The 17,451-nt window shown below is 73.2% G+C and carries 14 protein-coding genes; 6 read left to right on the forward strand and 8 right to left on the reverse strand.

Annotated elements, in window-relative coordinates; genetic code table 11:
* Positions 1 to 45 precede the first annotated feature (45 nt).
* Complete coding sequence (locus ACFYXU_RS10980) at positions 46 to 1,053, forward strand: hypothetical protein (RefSeq protein WP_389457364.1); 1,008 nt, start codon at positions 46 to 48, stop codon at positions 1,051 to 1,053.
* A 3-nt stretch (positions 1,054 to 1,056) separates the two neighbouring features.
* On the opposite strand, the gene ACFYXU_RS10985 is transcribed toward ACFYXU_RS10980, so the two are convergent.
* The 5 genes from ACFYXU_RS10985 to ACFYXU_RS11005 form a co-directional block, all read right to left on the reverse strand.
* A complete protein-coding gene (locus ACFYXU_RS10985; RefSeq protein WP_376508095.1) occupies positions 1,057 to 2,211 on the reverse strand; it encodes a serine hydrolase domain-containing protein in 1,155 nt (384 codons plus the stop codon).
* Between the two features lie 93 nt (positions 2,212 to 2,304).
* Complete coding sequence (locus ACFYXU_RS10990) at positions 2,305 to 2,772, reverse strand: NUDIX hydrolase (RefSeq protein ID WP_361393562.1); 468 nt, start codon at positions 2,770 to 2,772, stop codon at positions 2,305 to 2,307.
* A gap of 9 nt (positions 2,773 to 2,781) precedes the next feature.
* The gene (locus ACFYXU_RS10995) at positions 2,782 to 3,297 is read right to left on the reverse strand and encodes an HPP family protein (RefSeq protein ID WP_361393561.1); all 516 of its coding nucleotides are present in this window, start codon (positions 3,295 to 3,297) and stop codon (positions 2,782 to 2,784) included.
* A 127-nt stretch (positions 3,298 to 3,424) separates the two neighbouring features.
* Positions 3,425 to 4,288, reverse strand: a complete 864-nt coding sequence (locus ACFYXU_RS11000) for a pyridoxamine 5'-phosphate oxidase family protein (protein ID WP_389407194.1) — start codon at positions 4,286 to 4,288, stop codon at positions 3,425 to 3,427.
* Between the two features lie 216 nt (positions 4,289 to 4,504).
* A complete protein-coding gene (locus ACFYXU_RS11005; protein ID WP_376508098.1) occupies positions 4,505 to 4,960 on the reverse strand; it encodes a VOC family protein in 456 nt (151 codons plus the stop codon).
* 131 nt (positions 4,961 to 5,091) lie between these two features.
* On the opposite strand from ACFYXU_RS11005, the gene ACFYXU_RS11010 reads away from it, so the two are divergent.
* The 5 genes from ACFYXU_RS11010 (at position 5,092) to pepN (ending at position 14,256) form a co-directional block, all read left to right on the forward strand.
* Positions 5,092 to 5,634 carry a CGNR zinc finger domain-containing protein gene (locus tag ACFYXU_RS11010; RefSeq protein ID WP_376508099.1) on the forward strand — a complete coding sequence of 181 codons (543 nt, stop codon included), beginning with the start codon at positions 5,092 to 5,094 and terminating at the stop codon, positions 5,632 to 5,634.
* 189 nt (positions 5,635 to 5,823) lie between these two features.
* Positions 5,824 to 9,144 carry a S8 family serine peptidase gene (locus tag ACFYXU_RS11015; protein ID WP_389407192.1) on the forward strand — a complete coding sequence of 1,107 codons (3,321 nt, stop codon included), beginning with the start codon at positions 5,824 to 5,826 and terminating at the stop codon, positions 9,142 to 9,144.
* A 217-nt stretch (positions 9,145 to 9,361) separates the two neighbouring features.
* Complete coding sequence (locus tag ACFYXU_RS11020; RefSeq protein WP_329855128.1) at positions 9,362 to 10,378, forward strand: aspartate-semialdehyde dehydrogenase; 1,017 nt, start codon at positions 9,362 to 9,364, stop codon at positions 10,376 to 10,378.
* Positions 10,379 to 10,454: 76 nt separating this feature from the next.
* On the forward strand, positions 10,455 to 11,636 hold the full coding sequence (locus ACFYXU_RS11025) for a TerD family protein (RefSeq protein ID WP_389457367.1): 1,182 nt from the start codon (positions 10,455 to 10,457) through the stop codon (positions 11,634 to 11,636).
* A 52-nt stretch (positions 11,637 to 11,688) separates the two neighbouring features.
* A complete protein-coding gene (gene pepN, locus ACFYXU_RS11030) occupies positions 11,689 to 14,256 on the forward strand; it encodes an aminopeptidase N (protein WP_389407190.1) in 2,568 nt (855 codons plus the stop codon).
* Between the two features lie 120 nt (positions 14,257 to 14,376).
* Here the strand turns inward: pepN and alc are convergent, their stop codons facing one another.
* The 3 genes from alc to ACFYXU_RS11045 are packed head-to-tail and all read right to left on the reverse strand — an operon-like array spanning position 14,377 to position 17,450.
* Positions 14,377 to 15,501, reverse strand: coding sequence for an allantoicase (gene alc, locus ACFYXU_RS11035; RefSeq protein ID WP_376508104.1), 1,125 nt, complete (start codon positions 15,499 to 15,501; stop codon positions 14,377 to 14,379).
* 60 nt (positions 15,502 to 15,561) lie between these two features.
* A complete protein-coding gene (locus tag ACFYXU_RS11040) occupies positions 15,562 to 16,488 on the reverse strand; it encodes a LysR family transcriptional regulator (protein ID WP_361393552.1) in 927 nt (308 codons plus the stop codon).
* A gap of 23 nt (positions 16,489 to 16,511) precedes the next feature.
* Positions 16,512 to 17,450, reverse strand: a complete 939-nt coding sequence (locus ACFYXU_RS11045) for a DMT family transporter (protein WP_389457370.1) — start codon at positions 17,448 to 17,450, stop codon at positions 16,512 to 16,514.
* Position 17,451: the final 1 nt, after the last annotated feature.

Here is a 17,451-nt window from a genome sequence, read left to right on the forward strand (position 1 = left end):
TGTAACAGGGGTTAGGGAAGCCTTCGGGAGCGGAAGACCCCCGGCATGAACCACAACACCCCCATCACCCCCCGCCCCCTCGCCTCCCTCACCGACCGTCCCGGCCGTACGGAACGTCTCGCGTCCGCCGACCAGTTGAGGGACCAGGGACTGCCCGCCACCGAGGTCGCCGCACGGTGCCGGCCCGGCGGCTGGCAGCAGCTGCTGCCCGGCGTCTTCCTGCTCCACCCCGGCCCGCCCACCGGCGAGGACCGGCTCAAGGCCGCGCTGCTCTACGCCCGCAGGGCCACGAGCGTCCCCGCGCAGGGCCCCGACGCGATGGTCACCGGGCTCGCCGCGCTCACCCTGCACCGCTTCTCCTCCGCTCCCCCGCTCACGTCCCTGGAGCGCATCGACGTGCTGGTGCCGCGCACCCGGCGGCTGCGCTCGACGGGATGGGTGCGGGTGGTGCGCGCGTCCGGGGCGCCGGAGCCGGTGGAGCTGACGGGCGTCCCCGTCGCCCCGGTCGCGCGCGCCGTCGTCGACGCGGTCTCGGGCCTCACGGACGCGGAGACGGTCCGCCGGCTGCTCACCGAGGCGGTGCGCGGCGGGCACTGCGAACCGGGCGCGGTGGTGCGGGAGTTGAGCCGGGCCCGGCTGCTGTCCCGGCCGCACGTGGTGGACGCGGTGGACGCGCTGCTCGCCGAGGGGCGCGCCCGGTCCGAGGAGCGGCTCTACGCCATGGTGCGGGAGTTCGCGCTGCCGGAGCCGGTGTGGAACGTGGACCTGCGGCTGCCGGGCGGCCCGCACCTGGGCGGGGTGGACGCCTACTGGCCGGAGCAGGCGGTGGCCGTGGAGCTGGACACCCGGGCGCCCCGGCAGGACGACGACGAGCTGTGGACCGAGTACACCCGCAAGCGGGAGCACCTGGAGCGGCTCGGCATCACGGTCGTCCACCTCACCCCGCGCAAGCTGCGGGAGGCGATGGACCAGCAGGCCACCGTGGTCCGTACGGCGCTGATGGCCGCGCAGGACCGGAAGCCCGCCGCGTACGTCGTCGTCCTGCCGAGGTGAGGGCTACTTCGCCGGGGCGGCGGTCGTGCCGCAGAACTCGGCCTCGACGACCTGCTGGGTGTCCCCGGTCCAGTCGGCGTTGAAGTTGCCGGCGAGGGAGTGCCCGCCGTCGCGGGTCACGTGGGCGAGGGAGGAGGAGCCGTGGATGCCGCCGCCGTGGCCCCAGACCACCACGCCGCAGCTCAGCCTCTCCTTCATGAGCCCGAGGCCGTAGCCCAGGTCGGGCCGCTCGGGGGAGACCCGGACGGTGGTGGTCATCTCCTTCAGGGCGCCCTTGGTCAGGAGCCGGCCCTGGAGCAGGGCGCGGTAGAAGGTCTGGAGGTCCCGGGAGTCGGAGACGATCTCGCCCGCCGCGCCCGCGATGCTCGGGTTGAGCGCGGAGACGTCGTGGACGGGGGCGTTCACGTCCTCGGAGAGCTTGGAGTACGCCGGGCTGCTGGGCCTCGGCATGGCGGAGCGGGTCCCGGGGACGGTGGTGGCGCGGAGCTTGAGGGGCTTGATGATCCGGTTCTCGACGGCCTTGCCGTAGGGGCGGCCGGTGACCTTCTCGATCACCATGCCGGCGAGGACGAAGTTGGTGTTGGAGTAGTTCCAGGAGGTGCCGGGCGCGAAGTCGGGTTCATGGCCCATGGCGACGGCGACGAGCTGTGCCGGGGTCCAGGTGTCGTAGCGGTGCTCCAGGAAGCCGGGGCCGAAGACCTTCGCCTGGAAGCCGGGGTCCGAGGTGTAGCCGTAGATGCCACTGGTGTGGTTCAGGAGCTGGCGGACGGTGATCCTCCGGCCGTCGTGGCCGTGACCCCGGACCACTCCGGGGAGCCACTTCTCGACCGGGTCGTCGAGGTCGATACGGCCCTCCGCCTGGAGCTGGAGGAGAACGGTGGCGGTGAAGGTCTTGGTGATGGAGCCGACGCGGTAGCGGTCGTCCCCGCCGCGCGCTCCGGCGGTGCCGGTCCAGCGGCCGTGCCCGTCCCGGGCCTGGGCGACGGCGCCGGGGACCCCGCCGGCGACGGCCGCGTCGAGCGCCCGCTGGGTGGCGGCGTGGCCCGGCTTCGCGGGCGCCGCGCCGGCCGCGAGGGCGGGGGTGGCGAGGGCGCCGGCCGTGAGGCCCGCGACGAGTGCGGCGGCGACGACGGTACGGGCGGTGCGTGCGGCTGACATGCGGGCTCCCCTGATGTGCGGTCGATCGGTCACGGGAGGGGACCGCGGGGAACGGGCTGCGGGTTGACGGCGGCCGGGGTGGTTGGGTCCTTTTCAGCCGTTCGCCGGATCGGTGAGGCGGGAGCGGCCCACCGGGGGCCTCGCGCGCCACAGGTCGAGGCCGATGTCGACGAGCTGGACGCGGGTGAGGGAGGGCACGGCGCCGAGCGGGTGCCAGGCGGCGAGGTCGGTGGAGCCGTCCGTCTCGTTGCGCAGGGCACCCCCGGTGACCTGGGCCTCGTAGATGATCCGCAGCCCCTGCCAGTCGCCGGGGGCGCGCCGGCGGCGCAGCCAGGAGCGCCGGATGGAGTCGATGCCGAGGAGCGCGGTCGGCTCGGTCAGGTAACCCGTCTCCTCCTCGACCTCGCGGACGACGGTGTCGACGGGATCCTCCCCGTGGTCCATGCCGCCGCCGGGCAGCGTCCACCGCTTGACGCCGTCCTTCGCGACCCAGCGGGCCAGGAGCACCTCGTCGCCACGGACGCACACGGCGTAGGCCGCCACCCTCAACTCCTGCTGCATGGAACGACATTAGAACCAGTACGAGGGATACGTCCGCCCCGCGGCCCGGGCGGCCCCGAGTCCGACGGCGACCAGGAGGAGCGAGGCCAGGGCGAGAAGGCCGAGAAACGACCAGAAGGGCGGGGCCTGGAGGGCGACGATCACGGCGGTGGCCGCGGCGGGCGAGTGCGGGGTCCGGGCGAGCGTCATCACGCCGAGGGCCAGACCGCCGGCGACGGCCGCGCCCCAGGGCCCCGGCCCGGCCGCGGCGAGGACGGCGAAGCCGGTCAGGGCGGAGAGCAACTGCCCGCCGAGGACCGAGCGCGGCTGGGAGAGCGGCAGCGCGGGGGCGCCCGCCACGAGCGCCATGCTGGCGGCGAGCGGCGGGATGAGCAGGGGCTGGTGGAGGACGGCTCCGAGGGCGACGAGCAGGAGGAGCGCGGCGACGGCGGCCGCGGTGGAGACGAGGACGGTGCCGGGGCGGGGGCGCGGCGGCGGGCCGGGCCGGGTCGGGGCGGCGGACGCGAGGGTCGCGGTCACGGTCACGGGGTCTCCAGGGGCGCGGCGCGGTCAGGGGATCGGGGCGGACAGGGGCGCGGATCGGTCAGAGGGGTCGACTCGGTCAGGGCGTCGGCACCGTCAGAGAGTCGGCGGGGTCAGAGGGTCGGCGCGGTCAGGGGGTCGGCGGGTTGGACGGGGAGTACTCGGGTGGCGACCAGCGGAGGGGGCTGCCGGACGGGTTCTCGGTCGTGCGCTCGATCCGGAAGCGGGTCACGCGGCCGTCGGGGCCGAACTCCGTGTGCGCGCGGCCGCTGAGGGCGAGCGTCAGACCGGTCTCCCAGTCCAGGAAGAGCAGTCCGGCGCGGCCGTCCGACTCCAGGTTGCCCAGGGTCAGGAACATCGCGTTGCCCGGGTAGTCGGGCCAGCTGAGCTCCCCCGGCGCGTCGACCCGGACGAAGCCGGGATTGCCGCCGCGGTGGCCGGCGTCGAGGCCGTCGGGGGCCGAGGTCGCGAGGAAGAAGGTGTCGGCCGCCCGGATCCGGCGGATCTGGTCGGGGGTGAGCGTCTCGCCGTGGCGCTCGGCGGCGGCCCCGGGCGCCGCGGGCCCGGAGCCGTACCACTCGCGCCTCTGGAGGTACTTCGGGCAGTTGGAGAAGACCTGTTCGGCCTCGATCGTGAAGCCTCGGGCGCTGCGTCTCGCGGTGCCGTTGAGCCGCATGCGGCGGCGGGTGCGCGGGTCGAGGGCGAGGGTGCCGACGGGGGCGCCGTCGGGGACGCCCTCGGGGAGGGCGGCGGCCACCGAGACCGTGCGGGGGCCGGTGGCCCGGACGAAACCGGGCGCTCCGGTGAGCAGGCCGGCCCGGACGCGGCCCTCGGCGTCCGCCGTGCCGAGCACCAGCATCGGCTGCGCCTCCAGGAAGGCGGCGGCGACGGGGCGGATGCCGGGGGTGATGGACCGGCCCACGTGGTCGGCGAGGTCACGGACGCCGACGCGTTCCTGCACGGCGCGGGAGCCGGGGTGGTAGGCGGTGTGCACGGGTACCTCCGTGGGTGGGGGGTCGACTGCGACGACTGAGCCCTAGGGCGTGTCGTCACACTCCCGTCGTCGCCCGGAGGGCGGCCCCGCGGCGTCTGGTGCGTGCTCTCGGTGCGCCGGGTGGAAGCACGCGTACTGGACGTACTCGGCTTTCGCCCGGTGCGGCGAGAGCGCGTGCCAGGCGTCGAGGGGCAGACGGGAGTTTGACGACACGCCCTAGAAGAAACCGCAGGTCGGGGCCGTTCCGGAGGGGGCTTCCGCCGCTTCGGCGCCCTTCGGGACGGAGATCTCCAGGCGGGTGCCGTCCGGGTCGTGGAAGAAGATGCCGCCGGAGGCCGCGCCCTCGTGGTGGGCGACGACGCCCTCGTGGGCGAAGGCGGCGCCGCGCGCGACGAGCGCGGCCTCGGCGGCGCGGACGTGGTCGAGGGACTCGGCCTCGAAGGCGAGGTGGTGGAGGCCGGGCCGGCCGGAGTCGTAGGTGCCCTCGGACTGCTGCCAGAGGGTGAGGACCAGGCGGCCGTCCTGGCCGAGGAAGGCGTAGCGGCTGCCCTGCTCCGCGCCCTCACCGAGGACGTCGAAGCCGAGGACGTCGCCGTAGAAGGCGAGCGAGCGGGTGAGGTCGGTGACGTTGAGGCCGACGTGGTGGGTGGCGAGCGTGCCGATCGCGGACATGAGGGTCCCCTCTCTCGATGCGGCCACCCCCCTCGGGCTAACCGCTTAATTTGACTTTAGAGGTTAGATGCGAAGGGAGTCAACCGCTCACGTACTCTTGAGGGGTTAGTTCGACGAGGAGGGTGTCCGCCATGACCGCCACCGACCCCCGGCCGCTCACCGGCGAGCCCGTCTCCCTGGACCTGCTGAACACCCGCTGGAACGAGGAAGGCGTCCGCCGCGACCTGCTGGCGGACGTCGAGGGGCTCGCCGTCTGGCTCGCGGCCAACGGCCTGGAGGGGCGGTTCGCCGCCGACGACGCCACCCTCCGGCACACCCTCGCGGCCCGGGACGCGCTCGGCGCGCTCGTCGACCGCCCCGGCGACCCCGCCGCCACCGCGCGCGTGGACGCCGTCCTCGGCCACGGCCGCATCCGGGCCACGCTCACCGCCGAGGGCCCCGGCGAGGAGGCCGAGTTCGCCGACCCCGCCCGGGGCCCCGGCTGGACCGCCGCCCGCGACTACCTCGACCTGCTGCGCACGGCGCCCGACCGGATCCGGGCCTGCGCCCACGAGGCGTGCATCCTGCACTTCTTCGACACCTCGCGGAACGGCACCCGCCGCTGGTGCTCGATGGCGGTCTGCGGCAACCGCGCCAAGGCCTCGCGCCACTACGCCCGTACGAAGGAGAGCTGAGGACCCGGGTCGACTCGCCCCCGTCCAGGCGGATTCGTCCCGCCTGGCGGGTCCGCGACGCTGGCGGGTTTACGCCGCGGCGGCAATACGGCCGGGGCAACTCTCCACAAAACCCTGTGACTTGCGAAAGGCTGAGCGGTCATCCGGCATCAATATCCGGACACCCTCCTTTCACAAACAGGGATGTAGATGACCACCCCCGAAACTCGGAGCTCCATACCCGGAAGCGCGACGCACGGGCCCAGACGCGCGGCCCGCATCGCCGCCGCCGCGGGACTCGTCGCCGCCCTCGTCGCGACCGGTGCCGCGCCCGTGCTCGCCGCCGAAGCGCCGGTGAGCACTCCCCCGGTCAAGTCCTCGGACCCGGCCGACAAGCTCGGCGCCATCGACGCCCAGCGGCTCACCGAGGCCCAGGCGAGCGGCGAGAAGAACGTCACCGTCCTCGTCGCCACCGTCCCCGGTGCCACCGAGCAGGTCGCCACCCAGCTCGACGCCGTCGCCGGCGCCTCCGTCGGCAAGCGGCAGGACGCGCTCGGCTACGTCCGCGCCACGCTGCCGACCGCCAAGGCCGCCGCCGCCATCAAGGCCGCGACCCGGCTCTCCTCCGTGCAGTCCGTGGACCTCCAGGCGGAGATCCCGCTGGACGACCCGACGCCGGACGCGGGCGCCGCGACGGGTGCCGTCGCCGGCACCACCGTCACGCGGACCTACCCGGCTCCGAGCGCGAAGACCCCGGCGAAGAACCCGTACAACCCCTCGTACGAGACGGGCGCGGTCGACTTCGTCAAGGACCACCCGAAGGCCGACGGCCGCGGGGTGACCATCGGCATCCTGGACTCCGGCGTCGACCTCGGTCACCCGGCCCTTCAGAAGACCACCACCGGCGAGCGCAAGATCGTCGACTGGGTCACCGCCACCGACCCGCTGACCGAGGGCGACGGCACCTGGCGCGCCCAGGTCACCCCGGTCACCGGCCCCGTCTTCACCGCCTCCGCGCAGAGCTGGAAGGCCCCGGCGGGCTCGTACCAGTTCAGCCGCTTCAGCGAGGCCGTCACCGCGGGCGGCGACCCGAAGGGCGACATCAACCGGGACGGCGACACCACCGACGTCTTCGGCCTGCTGTACGACCCGGCCGCCGGCACCGTCCGTGTGGACACCGACCAGAACAACGACTTCACGGACAACGCGCCGATGAAGCCGTACAAGGACGGGAACCAGGTCGGGTACTTCGGCACGGACAACCCGGCCACCGAGGTCGTCGAGAAGAGCCCCTTCGTCGTCGAGATCCGCAAGGACGTCCCGATGGACCCGCTGGGCGGGACCTGGGTCGGCCAGAAGCGCGACTTCGTCAACATCGGTCTGGTCGAGTCCTCGCACGGCACGCACGTCGCCGGCATCACCGCCGCCCACGGCCTCTTCGGCGGGAAGATGAACGGCGCCGCGCCCGGCGCGAAGATCGTCTCCGCGCGCGCGTGCACCTGGTCCGGCGGCTGCACCAACACCGCCCTCACCGAGGGCATGACGGACCTCGTCGTCAACCGCGGCGTCGACATCGTCAACATGTCGATCGGCGGCCTGCCGCAGCAGAACGACGGCGACAACGTCCGCGCGCGCCTCTACACCCGCCTGATCGACCAGTACGGCGTCCAGCTGGTCATCTCGGCCGGCAACGAGGGCCCCGGCATCAACACGATCGGCGACCCCGGCCTGGCCGACAAGGTCATCTCGGTCGGCGCGGCCGTCTCCAGGGACACCTGGGCCGCCAACTACGGCTCGGCCGTGACCAAGAAGTACGCCATGTTCCCCTTCTCCTCGCGCGGCCCGCGTGAGGACGGCGGCTTCACCCCGACCATCACCGCCCCCGGCTCGGCCGTGAACACCATCCCGACCTGGCAGCCGGGATCCGGCGTCCCCGAGGCGGGCTACACCCTGCCCGCCGGGTACGGCATGCTCAACGGCACCTCGATGTCCTCGCCGCAGGCGGCGGGCGCGAGCGCGCTGCTGATCTCGGCCGCGAAGCAGAAGGGCATCGCGCTCTCCCCGCTCACCCTGCGGACCGCGCTGACCTCCACCGCGCAGCGCATCCCCGGTGTCGCGGCGCACGAGCAGGGCTCGGGCCTCATGGACATCGAGGAGGCCTGGGAGTCGATCAAGGACGGCGCCACCGCCCACGACTACAAGGTCGAGGCCCCGGTCGACACCGTGATCTTCCCGGCCCCGCACACCGGCACCGGCGTGTACGACCGCGAGGGCGGCCTCAAGGTCGGCCAGAAGCGGGTCTACGACGTCACCATCACGCGCACGAGCGGCCCGAACCGGCCCATCGAGCACGAGCTGGACCTCAAGTACAACGACGGGACCTTCCGCATCCTCGGCGACGACGAGATCGACCTGCCGCTGAACAAGCCGGTCACCGTCAAGCTCCAGGCCCGCGCCGCCACCCCCGGCGCGCACAGCGTCATCCTGGAGGCCGACGACGAGCGCACCGAGGGCGTCGACAAGCAGATCCTCGCCACCTCGATCGTCTCCGCCGACCTGGCCGGCCCGGGCTACGGCTTCTCCGCCACCGGCTCGGTGCAGCGCAACAGCAGCACCTCCTCCTTCGTCACCGTGCCCCAGGGCGCCAAGACGCTGGAGGTCGCGCTCGGCGGTCTGAAGGAGAAGAGCCAGACCCGGTTCATCTCCATCCACCCGGTCGGCGTCGGCATGGAGGACAGCGCCACCACCATGTGCTACCCGCACTACAACCCGGCCAACACCTGCCGCCCGGACCTGCGCTCCTATGCGAACCCGACGCCCGGCGTCTGGGAGATCGAGGTCGAGGCCCGCCGCACGTCGCCGGACCTGGACAACCCGTACAAGCTGAACGTCACCGCCCTCGGCGTCGACTTCGACCCGGCCGTGCAGACGGTCCCGGAGGCGAAGATCGGCACCCCGGCCGCCGTCCAGTGGCAGGTCTCCAACCGCTTCGCGGGCATCACGGGCACCCTCAAGGGCGGCTCGCTCGGCTCGCAGAAGTCCGAGACGCCGACGATCCAGCACCACGAGCAGCAGACGAGGACCGTCACCATCGGTGCGGGCGTCGAGCGGCTCGACATCGGCATCGGCAACACCTCCGACAAGGCCGCCGACCTCGACCTCACCGTCCTCCTGGACGGCAAGCAGGTCGGCCAGTCCGCGGACGGCGACTCGGAGGAGTCCGTCTCCCTGGCGAACCCGGCCGCGGGCACGTACACCGTCGTCATCGACGGCTACTCGGTCGGTGCCGCGGGCGGCACCACGTACGACTACAAGGACGTGTACTACTCGTCCGCGCTCGGCACCGTGAAGGTCGACGCCTCGAAGCCGGTCGCCCTGGCGAACGGCGCCACCGCTCCGGTGGCGGCCGAGGTCCTCGTCGCCGGCGCGGCCCCCGAGGGCCGCCAGTTCTTCGGCGAGGTCCAGCTGCTCAACGCGCGCGGCACCGTCGCGGGCACCGGCAGCGTCCTGATCGGCTCGGTCACCCCGTAGCACCACGCGGGTGAAGGGGCGGGTGCCGGAACCGGCGCCCGCCCCTTTCGCGTCCCGGTGACCGTGCCGGTGCCCGCCCCCGTGATCGGCCCGGTGATCGACCCCGTGATCGGCCCGACACCCGTCCCGACCTGTGGACAATGGATTGGACAAGGCGCCCCGGGACATACGCATCATGGACCGGCAGCACCCTGCACATACGTACGGAGGAGTCCCCGTGAAGGTCGGAATCGTCGGAGCCACCGGTCAGGTCGGCACAGTCATGCGGAAGATCCTCGCCGAGCGAGACTTCCCCGTCGACGAGCTGCGGCTCTTCGCCTCCGCCCGCTCCGCCGGGACCGTCGTCGACGGCGTCACGGTCGAGGACGCCTCCACCGCCGACTACACCGGCCTCGACATCGTGCTCTTCTCCGCCGGCGGCGCCACCTCCAAGGCCCTCGCCGAGAAGGTCGCCTCGCAGGGCGCCGTCGTGATCGACAACTCCTCCGCCTGGCGCCGCGACCCCGAGGTCCCGCTGGTGGTCTCCGAGGTCAACCCGCACGCGATCAAGGACCGCCCCAAGGGCATCATCGCCAACCCGAACTGCACCACGATGGCCGCCATGCCGGTCCTCAAGCCGCTCCACCAGGAGGCCGGCCTCACCGCGCTGATCGCCACCACCTACCAGGCCGTCTCCGGCTCGGGCGTGGCCGGCGTCGCCGAGCTGCGCACCCAGGCGTGCGCCGTGGCCGAGAACGCCGACCGGCTGGCCTTCGACGGCGAGGCCGTCGAGTTCCCCGAGCCCGCCGTCTACCAGCGCCCGATCGCCTTCAACGTGGTGCCGCTGGCCGGTTCGATCGTCGACGACGGCTCCTTCGAGACCGACGAGGAGCAGAAGCTCCGCCACGAGTCCCGCAAGATCCTGGAGATCCCGGAGCTCAAGGTCTCCGGCACCTGCGTCCGCGTCCCGGTCTTCTCCGGCCACTCCCTCCAGGTGAACGTGCGCTTCGAGCGCCCGATCGGCGTCGAGCGCGCCTACGAGCTCCTGAAGGACGCCGAGGGCGTCGTGCTCTCCGAGATCCCGACCCCGCTCCAGGCCGCCGGCAAGGACGCCTCCTACGTGGGCCGCATCCGCGTGGACGAGACCGTGGACAACGGCCTCGCGCTCTTCCTCTCCAACGACAACCTGCGCAAGGGCGCGGCGCTGAACGCCGTGCAGATCGCGGAGCTCGTCGCCGCCGAGCTCCAGGGCTAGTCACGATCCGAGAGGGGCGGCCTCCCGTTGCGGGGAGCCGCCCCTCCGGCGTGCCCGCCCGTGCCAGAGTTCCCCCATGAACCGGATACCCACGGGCGGCGTCCCGGTGCCCCCGCAGGCCCTGCACGTCGCGGTCGGCTGGCGCACCGGGCACGGCGTGCCCGACGTGGACGTCTCCGCGCTGCTCCTCGGCGCCGGGGAGCGGGTGCGGGGCGACGCCGACCTGGTCTTCTGCAACCACGCCGAGCACCCCTCGGGGGCCGTCCGGCACCTGGGCAGGTCGGCGCCGGGCGCGCCGGGCAGCCCGGCCGCGGACTGGCTCTGGCTTGATCTCGCGCGCGTGGAGCCGGACGTCGGGCGGCTGGTGATCGCCGCCTCCGTGGACGGCGGCTCCTTCGGGCAGGTGCCCGGGCTCGACGTGCGGGTCGCGGACGGGGCCGGGAACCCGGTGGCGTACCGGGCCGTGGAGGGCGCGACGACGGAGAGCGCCCTCGTGTGCGGGGAGTTCCGCCGGTGGGACGGCGGCTGGTTCTTCCGCGCGGGCGGCCGGGGGTACGCCTCGGGGCTCGCCGGGCTCGCGACGGACTTCGGCATCGTGGTGGAGCACCCGCCGCCGCCGATCCCCGGCCCCGGCTACGTGCCGCCGCCCGCGCCCCCCGCGCCCGCCGCGGCGCCCGCGCCGGTTTCCGACCCGTACGGCGGGGAGTTCCGGCCCTCCGTGTACCAGGGGCGCGGCAAGGAGACGGTGCACTGCGACCCGGGTCTTCCGGCGGGGCACTGGGTGCTCCTGGAGATCGAGTCGTACCACTCGCTCTCCACCACGATCGAGTCCTGCGACGCGTACGGGCGGGCCGAGGACTACCTCCTGACCGCGTACGAGGACGACGTGCGCGCGCGGACGGTCGCGCTGGTCCCGCGGGCCCGCCCGCTGGCGCTGCGGGTGGAGGCCGAGACGCCGTGGACGCTGCGGGTGCTGCCGCTGTCCCACGCGCGCCGCTTCGACAGCCGGGTGGAGGGCCTCGCGCACGATCTGGTGGTCTACGAGGGGCCCGCCGGGGTGCTGGACTTCGCGCACCACGGGGAGTCGAACTTCACCGTCCACCGGCACGCCCCGCCGCTGGACCCGCTCTACGACGACGAGGAGCGGGACCTGCTGGTCGACGAGATCGGCGAGGTCCGGGTGAGCGCTCCGGTGCCGGGTCCCGGGCTGCTGCGGATCAGCGGCGACGGGCCGTGGAAATGTTCCGTGCGCGGCTGAGCCGGCCCGTGGAAGGATGGCCCAAACGTCACGAAACCGAGGAGATGACCGGGTGCCTGGGACCAACCTGACCCGTGAAGAGGCTCAGCAGCGGGCGGCGCTGCTGACCGTGGACGCGTACGAGGTCGAACTCGACCTCACCGGTGCGCAGGAGGGCGGCACCTACCGGTCCGTCACCACCGTCCGCTTCGATTCCGCCGAGGCCGGCGCCGAGACCTTCATCGACCTCGTCGCCCCCGCCGTCCATGAGGTCGTGCTGAACGGCCGCTCGCTCGACGTCGCCGCCGTCTTCCGCGACTCGCGGATCGCGCTGGCCCACCTGGCCCAGGGGCGCAACGAGCTGAAGGTCGTCGCGGACTGCGCGTACACGAACACCGGTGAGGGTCTGCACCGCTTCGTCGACCCGGTCGACGACCAGGCCTATCTGTACACCCAGTTCGAGGTGCCGGACGCGCGGCGGGTCTTCGCCTCGTTCGAGCAGCCCGACCTGAAGGCGACCTTCCAGTTCACCGTGAAGGCGCCGAGCGGCTGGTCGGTGATCTCGAACTCCCCCACGCCGAAGCCCGTCGACGACGTGTGGGTCTTCGAGCCGACCCCGCGCATCTCCACGTACATCACGGCCCTGATCGTCGGCCCGTACCACTCGGTGCACTCGACGTACGAGAAGGACGGCCAGACCGTCCCGCTGGGCATCTACTGCCGCCCGTCGCTGGCCGAGTTCCTGGACGCGGACCACATCTTCGACGTGACCCGCCAGGGCTTCGACTGGTTCCAGGAGAAGTTCGCGTACGACTACCCCTTCGCCAAGTACGACCAGCTGTTCGTCCCGGAGTTCAACGCGGGCGCGATGGAGAACGCGGGCGCGGTCACCATCCGCGACCAGTACGTCTTCCGCTCGAAGGTGACGGACGCGGCGTACGAGCGGCGCGCCGAGACCATCCTGCACGAGCTCGCCCACATGTGGTTCGGCGACCTCGTCACCATGGAGTGGTGGAACGACCTGTGGCTGAACGAGTCGTTCGCCACCTACACCTCGGTCGCCTGCCAGGCCTCGGTGCCGGGCACCCGCTGGCCGAACGCCTGGACCACCTTCGCCAACGCGGAGAAGACCTGGGCCTACCGCCAGGACCAGCTGCCGTCGACGCACCCGATCATGGCCGAGATCAACGACCTCGATGACGTGCTCGTCAACTTCGACGGCATCACGTACGCCAAGGGCGCCTCGGTCCTGAAGCAGCTCGTGGCGTACGTCGGCCAGGACGAGTTCTTCAAGGGCGTCCAGGCGTACTTCCAGGCGCACGCCTTCGGCAACACCCGCCTGTCCGACCTGCTCGGCGCCCTGGAGGAGACCTCCGGCCGCGACCTGAAGACCTGGTCGAAGGCGTGGCTGGAGACGGCCGGCATCAACATCCTCCGCCCGGAGATCGAGACCGACGAGAACGGCTCGATCACCTCCTTCGCCGTCCGGCAGGAGGCTCCGGCGCTGCCCGCCGGCGCCAAGGGCGAGGCCGTGCTGCGCCCGCACCGCATCGCGATCGGCTTCTACGACCTGGACGAGGCCGGCAAGCTGGTCCGCACCCACCGTCTGGAGCTGGACATCGAGGCGGCCGGGCTCACCGACGTCCCGGAGCTGCTCGGCCGGACCCGCCCGGCGGTCGTCCTCCTCAACGACGACGACCTGTCGTACGCCAAGGTCCGCCTCGACGAGGTGTCCCTGAAGAACGTCACCGCGCACCTCGGCGACTTCGCCGAGTCCCTGCCGCGCGCCCTGTGCTGGGCCTCGGCCTGGGACATGACCCGGGACGGCGAGCTCGCCACCCGCGCCTACCTGGACCTGGTGCTCTCGGGCATCGCCAAGGAGTCCGACATCGGCGTGGTGCAGTCGCTCCAGGGCCAGGTGAAGGCGGCCCTCGACCTCTACGCGGCGCCGGAGTGGCGCGAGACCGGTCTGGGCCGCTGGACCGAGGCGACGCTGGCGCACCTGCGCGCGGCCGAGCCGGCCGGTGACCACCAGCTGGCCTGGGCCCGTGCCTTCGCGGCGACCGCCCGCACCCCGCAGCAGCTGGACCTGCTGGCGGCCCTCCTGGAGGGTCGCGAGTCGATCGAGGGCCTCGCGGTCGACACCGAGCTGCGCTGGGCCTTCGTGCAGCGTCTGGCCGCCACCGGTGTCTACGACGAGACGGAGATCGCCGCCGAGCTGGAGCGCGACCGTACGGCGGCGGGCGAGCGGCACGCGGCGACCGCGCGCGCGGCCCGTCCGACCGAGGAGGCCAAGGCGGAGGCCTGGGCCTCGGTCGTCGAGGACGACAAGCTGGCGAACGCCGTGCAGGAGGCCGTCATCGGCGGCTTCGTCCAGTCCGACCAGCGCGAGCTGCTCGCCCCGTACGCCGCGAAGTACTTCGCGTCGATCAAGCAGGTCGCGGAGACCCGCAGCCACGAGATGATCCAGCAGATCGTGGTCGGCCTCTACCCGGCGCACCAGGTCTCCCGGGAGACGCTGGACGCGACGGACGCGTGGATCGAGGGGAACGAGCCGGTCCCGGCGCTGCGGCGGCTGGTGACGGAGTCGCGCGCGGGTGTCGAGCGCGCGCTGCGGGCGCAGGCGGCGGACGCCTCGTAACACCGCGTCGGCGGAGACGGCGAAGGGGCACCTCCCCCACGGGGGTGCCCCTTCGCCGTGCGTGGAGTCCGCCCGGCGGGCGGGCGTCGGCGCGCGGCCGCGCCGCCGGGCGGAAGCGTGTCAGCCGCCCAGGCGGGCGTACCGGGCGCGCAGGTCGGCCGCGCCCTGCTCGGTGAGCGCGCCGTGCAGGCGCATCCGGGCGACGCCGCCGTCGGGGAAGGCGTCGAGCCGGACGTGGGTGACGACGGCCTGCGCGGGCAGCTTGAAGCGGTGCAGGGTGTCGGGCTGGAGGCGGGTGCGCGGGATGATCTCGAACCACTCGCCCGTCTCGCCGTTGCGGCCCTGGAGCGCGATCCAGCCGGCCGAGTTGCCCTTGAGGTAGGCGGTGTCGATCTCCACGGCGCGGACGGCGCCCTGGGCGACGAGCTTGAAGCGGACCCAGTCGTTGGTGTCGCGGACCCGGCGGCGGCGGTTCTCCCAGCCGTCGTCCATCTTGCGGGAGGTGCCGGGCAGGATGATCTGGGTCGGCGAGGAGTAGAACTTGTCCGAGGCGTCCTCGTACGAGCCGCCGTTGAGCACCGCGATCAGGTCGAGGGTGCCGAGGAGCTCCAGCCATTCGGGGTCGGGGACGACCTCGCCGTGGACGCGGAGCCGGGCGACGCCGCCGTCGGGGTGCTGGCAGAGCCGTACGTGGGTGAAGCGGCGCTCGGCGTCGATGGTGAAGCCGTTGGCGGCGTGGCCGCGGACGGGGGTGGGCGGGACGAGCTCCTCCCACTTGGCGTCGAGCAGCTCGGCGGGGCTGGGCGAGCCCTCGACGGCGGTGGCCTGGACGCTGACCTTCTGCGGGTAGTTGCCGCGGAAGTGGGCGGTGTCGACGATGATCCCGCGGATGACGCCGGGGGCGCCCAGGCGGACGATCGCCCAGTCGTGGTCCTCGGGGGCGGGGAAGACGTTCTCGGCGTCGGCGCCGCGGCGGCGGCGGGTCTCCCAGCCGTCCATGATCTTGCCCTTGTGGCCGAAGTGCTCCGGGTCGAAGACGGCCCGCTCGCGGACGAGGAGGTTCTCGCGCTCGGCGAAGAACTCGTCGTTGGCGGCGACGACCCCTGCGCCGAGGCGGCGGTCGGCCAGGTCGACGAGCTCGGTGAAGGGGAAGTCACCGGTGCGGTAGTCGGCGTAGGGGTCCCCGCCGGAGTAGGGGGCGGCGTCGTTGGCGTGCGGGTCCTGGATCGCTTCGAGGCTGCTCATGGCTTCGACTCTGCCGCGCCCGCCACCTCCCGGTCCATCGAATGTTTTCGACAGGCGTGTTCAGTTCTGCTGAACGGTCTCGCGGGCCGCCGCGGCCTGCCGGAGCGCGGTGAGCACCCGGGCCACCGCCGGGCCCTCCTCCGCCCCGCTGCGCACCGCCGCGACGACGTGGCGGCGCGGCTGGTCGGCGGAGAGGACCCGCATGACGACCCCGCTGCCGCTCCGGCGGTCGGCGGAGGCCATGCGGGGCACGAGCGCGATCCCGAGCCCCGCCTCGACCATGGCGAGGATCGCGGTCCAGCCGGAGGCGCTGTGGGCCTGCTCGGGCACGAAGCCGGCGGCCTCGCACGCGGCGGTGGTGATCTCGGACCAGGGCCCGGAGCCACCGAAGATCCAGGGCTCGGCGGCGAGGTCGGCGAGCCGCAGGCCGGGCGCGTCGGCGAGCGGGTGTCCGGCGGGCAGGGCCACGTCGAGGGGGTCGGCGAGCAGCGGCACCCTGCTGTACTTGGGGTCGCGCGCGGAGGGCGCGTGGGCGGCGAGCGAGAGGGCGAGGTCGACCTCGCCGGCGGTGAGGAGCTCGTACGCCTCCGCCGCCTCGGCCTCCCGGATCCGGACGTCGAGCCCGGGGTGGGCGGTCCGCAGGTGGCGCACGGCGGGCACGAGCAGCGCGGGCACGGAGGTGGAGAAGGCCGCCACCCGGACCTGGCCCGCCTCGCCCCGCAGATAGCCGTCGAGTTCGGCGTCGGCGCGCTCCAGCTGCGCGAAGACCACCTCGGCGTGGCGCAGCACCAGATGGGCGGCGTCGGTGAGGCGGACCCGGCGGCCCTGGGCCTCCAGGAGCCGCACGCCGAGCTGCTTGGCGAGGTTGGTGAGCTGCTGCGAGACGGCCGAGGGGGTCATGAGCAGCGCCTCCGCGGTCGCGGTGACGGTGCCGCGGTCGCGGAGGGTGCGGAGGATCTGGAGCTTCTTGATGTCCCACTCGGTCATGGGGCGCAACATATCCGGCCCGGCTACTTCGCGGAGCTGAGCGCGACCCCGCCGAGGATGAGGACCATGCTCGCGCCGCCGAGCAGCCCGAGCTCCTCGCCGAGCAGGGCGTAGGAGAGGAGGGCGACGCAGACGGGCTGGAGGTAGTAGACGATGCCGGCGCGGGCCGCGCCGATCAGGGTGACGGCCTTGTTCCAGGCGAAGAAGGCGACGGCCGAGGAGAGGAGGCCGACGTAGACGAGGGGCGCGACGGTGCCCGTGGTGGGCTCGAAGCCGCCCTGGACGACGAGGCTGATCGCGTAGGCCGGGAGGAGCATGAGCGCGCCGAGGGCGAAGGTGGTGAAGAGGAAGGCGAGGCCGCCGAGTTCGGCCGGGCGGCGCTTGAGCAGGGCGCTGTAGGAGGCGAAGCAGACGGCCGCGGCCATGACCCAGAGGTCGCCGACGGCGAGGTCCGGGGCGAGGGAGCCCTTGCTGACGAGGAGCAGGACGCCGGCGCAGGCGATGAGCATGCCGGTGGTGCGGCGCGGGCCGAGACGGTTGCCGCCGAGGCGGGCGAAGAGGGCCATCAGGACCGGCGAGGCCGCCATGATCATGCCCATGTTGCCGGCGGAGGTGGCGGTCCCGGCCTGGTTGACCAGGGTGTTGTAGACGGTGATGCCGAGGAGGGCGGCGAGGGCGAGGAAGCGGAGGTGGCGGCGGATCAGGTGCCGCTGCCGCCAGGTCTCGCGGGCGGCGAGCGGGGCCACGGCGGCCAGGGCGACGATCCAGCGCCAGAAGGCGGCCTGGACCGGGGGGACGGTGTCGTGGAGGGCGCGGGCGACGACGAAGCTGCCGGACCAGACGACGGTGGCGAGGAGGGCGAGGAGCACGCCGAGGCCGGCGCCCTTGGCGGGTGCCGGCCTCTCGGTGGCGGTACGGGTGCGGTCGGTGTCGGTCGGGTTCCGGGCGGTGTCCTGGCTCATG

The sequence above is a fragment of the Streptomyces sp. NPDC002232 genome, assembly GCF_042890295.1.
Lineage (GTDB): Bacteria > Actinomycetota > Actinomycetes > Streptomycetales > Streptomycetaceae > Streptomyces.

Excerpts from the sequence above, each read along its gene's own strand:
- ACFYXU_RS10980 (WP_389457364.1), top strand. The coding sequence starts at position 46 with ATGAACCACAACACCCCCATCACCCCCCGCCCCCTCGCCTCCCTCACC.
- ACFYXU_RS10985 (WP_376508095.1), bottom strand. The coding sequence starts at position 2,211 with ATGTCAGCCGCACGCACCGCCCGTACCGTCGTCGCCGCCGCACTCGTC.
- ACFYXU_RS10990 (WP_361393562.1), bottom strand. The coding sequence starts at position 2,772 with ATGCAGCAGGAGTTGAGGGTGGCGGCCTACGCCGTGTGCGTCCGTGGC.
- ACFYXU_RS11005 (WP_376508098.1), bottom strand. The coding sequence starts at position 4,960 with ATGTCCGCGATCGGCACGCTCGCCACCCACCACGTCGGCCTCAACGTC.
- ACFYXU_RS11010 (WP_376508099.1), top strand. The coding sequence starts at position 5,092 with ATGACCGCCACCGACCCCCGGCCGCTCACCGGCGAGCCCGTCTCCCTG.
- ACFYXU_RS11015 (WP_389407192.1), top strand. The coding sequence starts at position 5,824 with ATGACCACCCCCGAAACTCGGAGCTCCATACCCGGAAGCGCGACGCAC.
- ACFYXU_RS11025 (WP_389457367.1), top strand. The coding sequence starts at position 10,455 with ATGAACCGGATACCCACGGGCGGCGTCCCGGTGCCCCCGCAGGCCCTG.
- alc (WP_376508104.1), bottom strand. The coding sequence starts at position 15,501 with ATGAGCAGCCTCGAAGCGATCCAGGACCCGCACGCCAACGACGCCGCC.
- ACFYXU_RS11040 (WP_361393552.1), bottom strand. The coding sequence starts at position 16,488 with ATGACCGAGTGGGACATCAAGAAGCTCCAGATCCTCCGCACCCTCCGC.
- ACFYXU_RS11045 (WP_389457370.1), bottom strand. The coding sequence starts at position 17,450 with ATGAGCCAGGACACCGCCCGGAACCCGACCGACACCGACCGCACCCGT.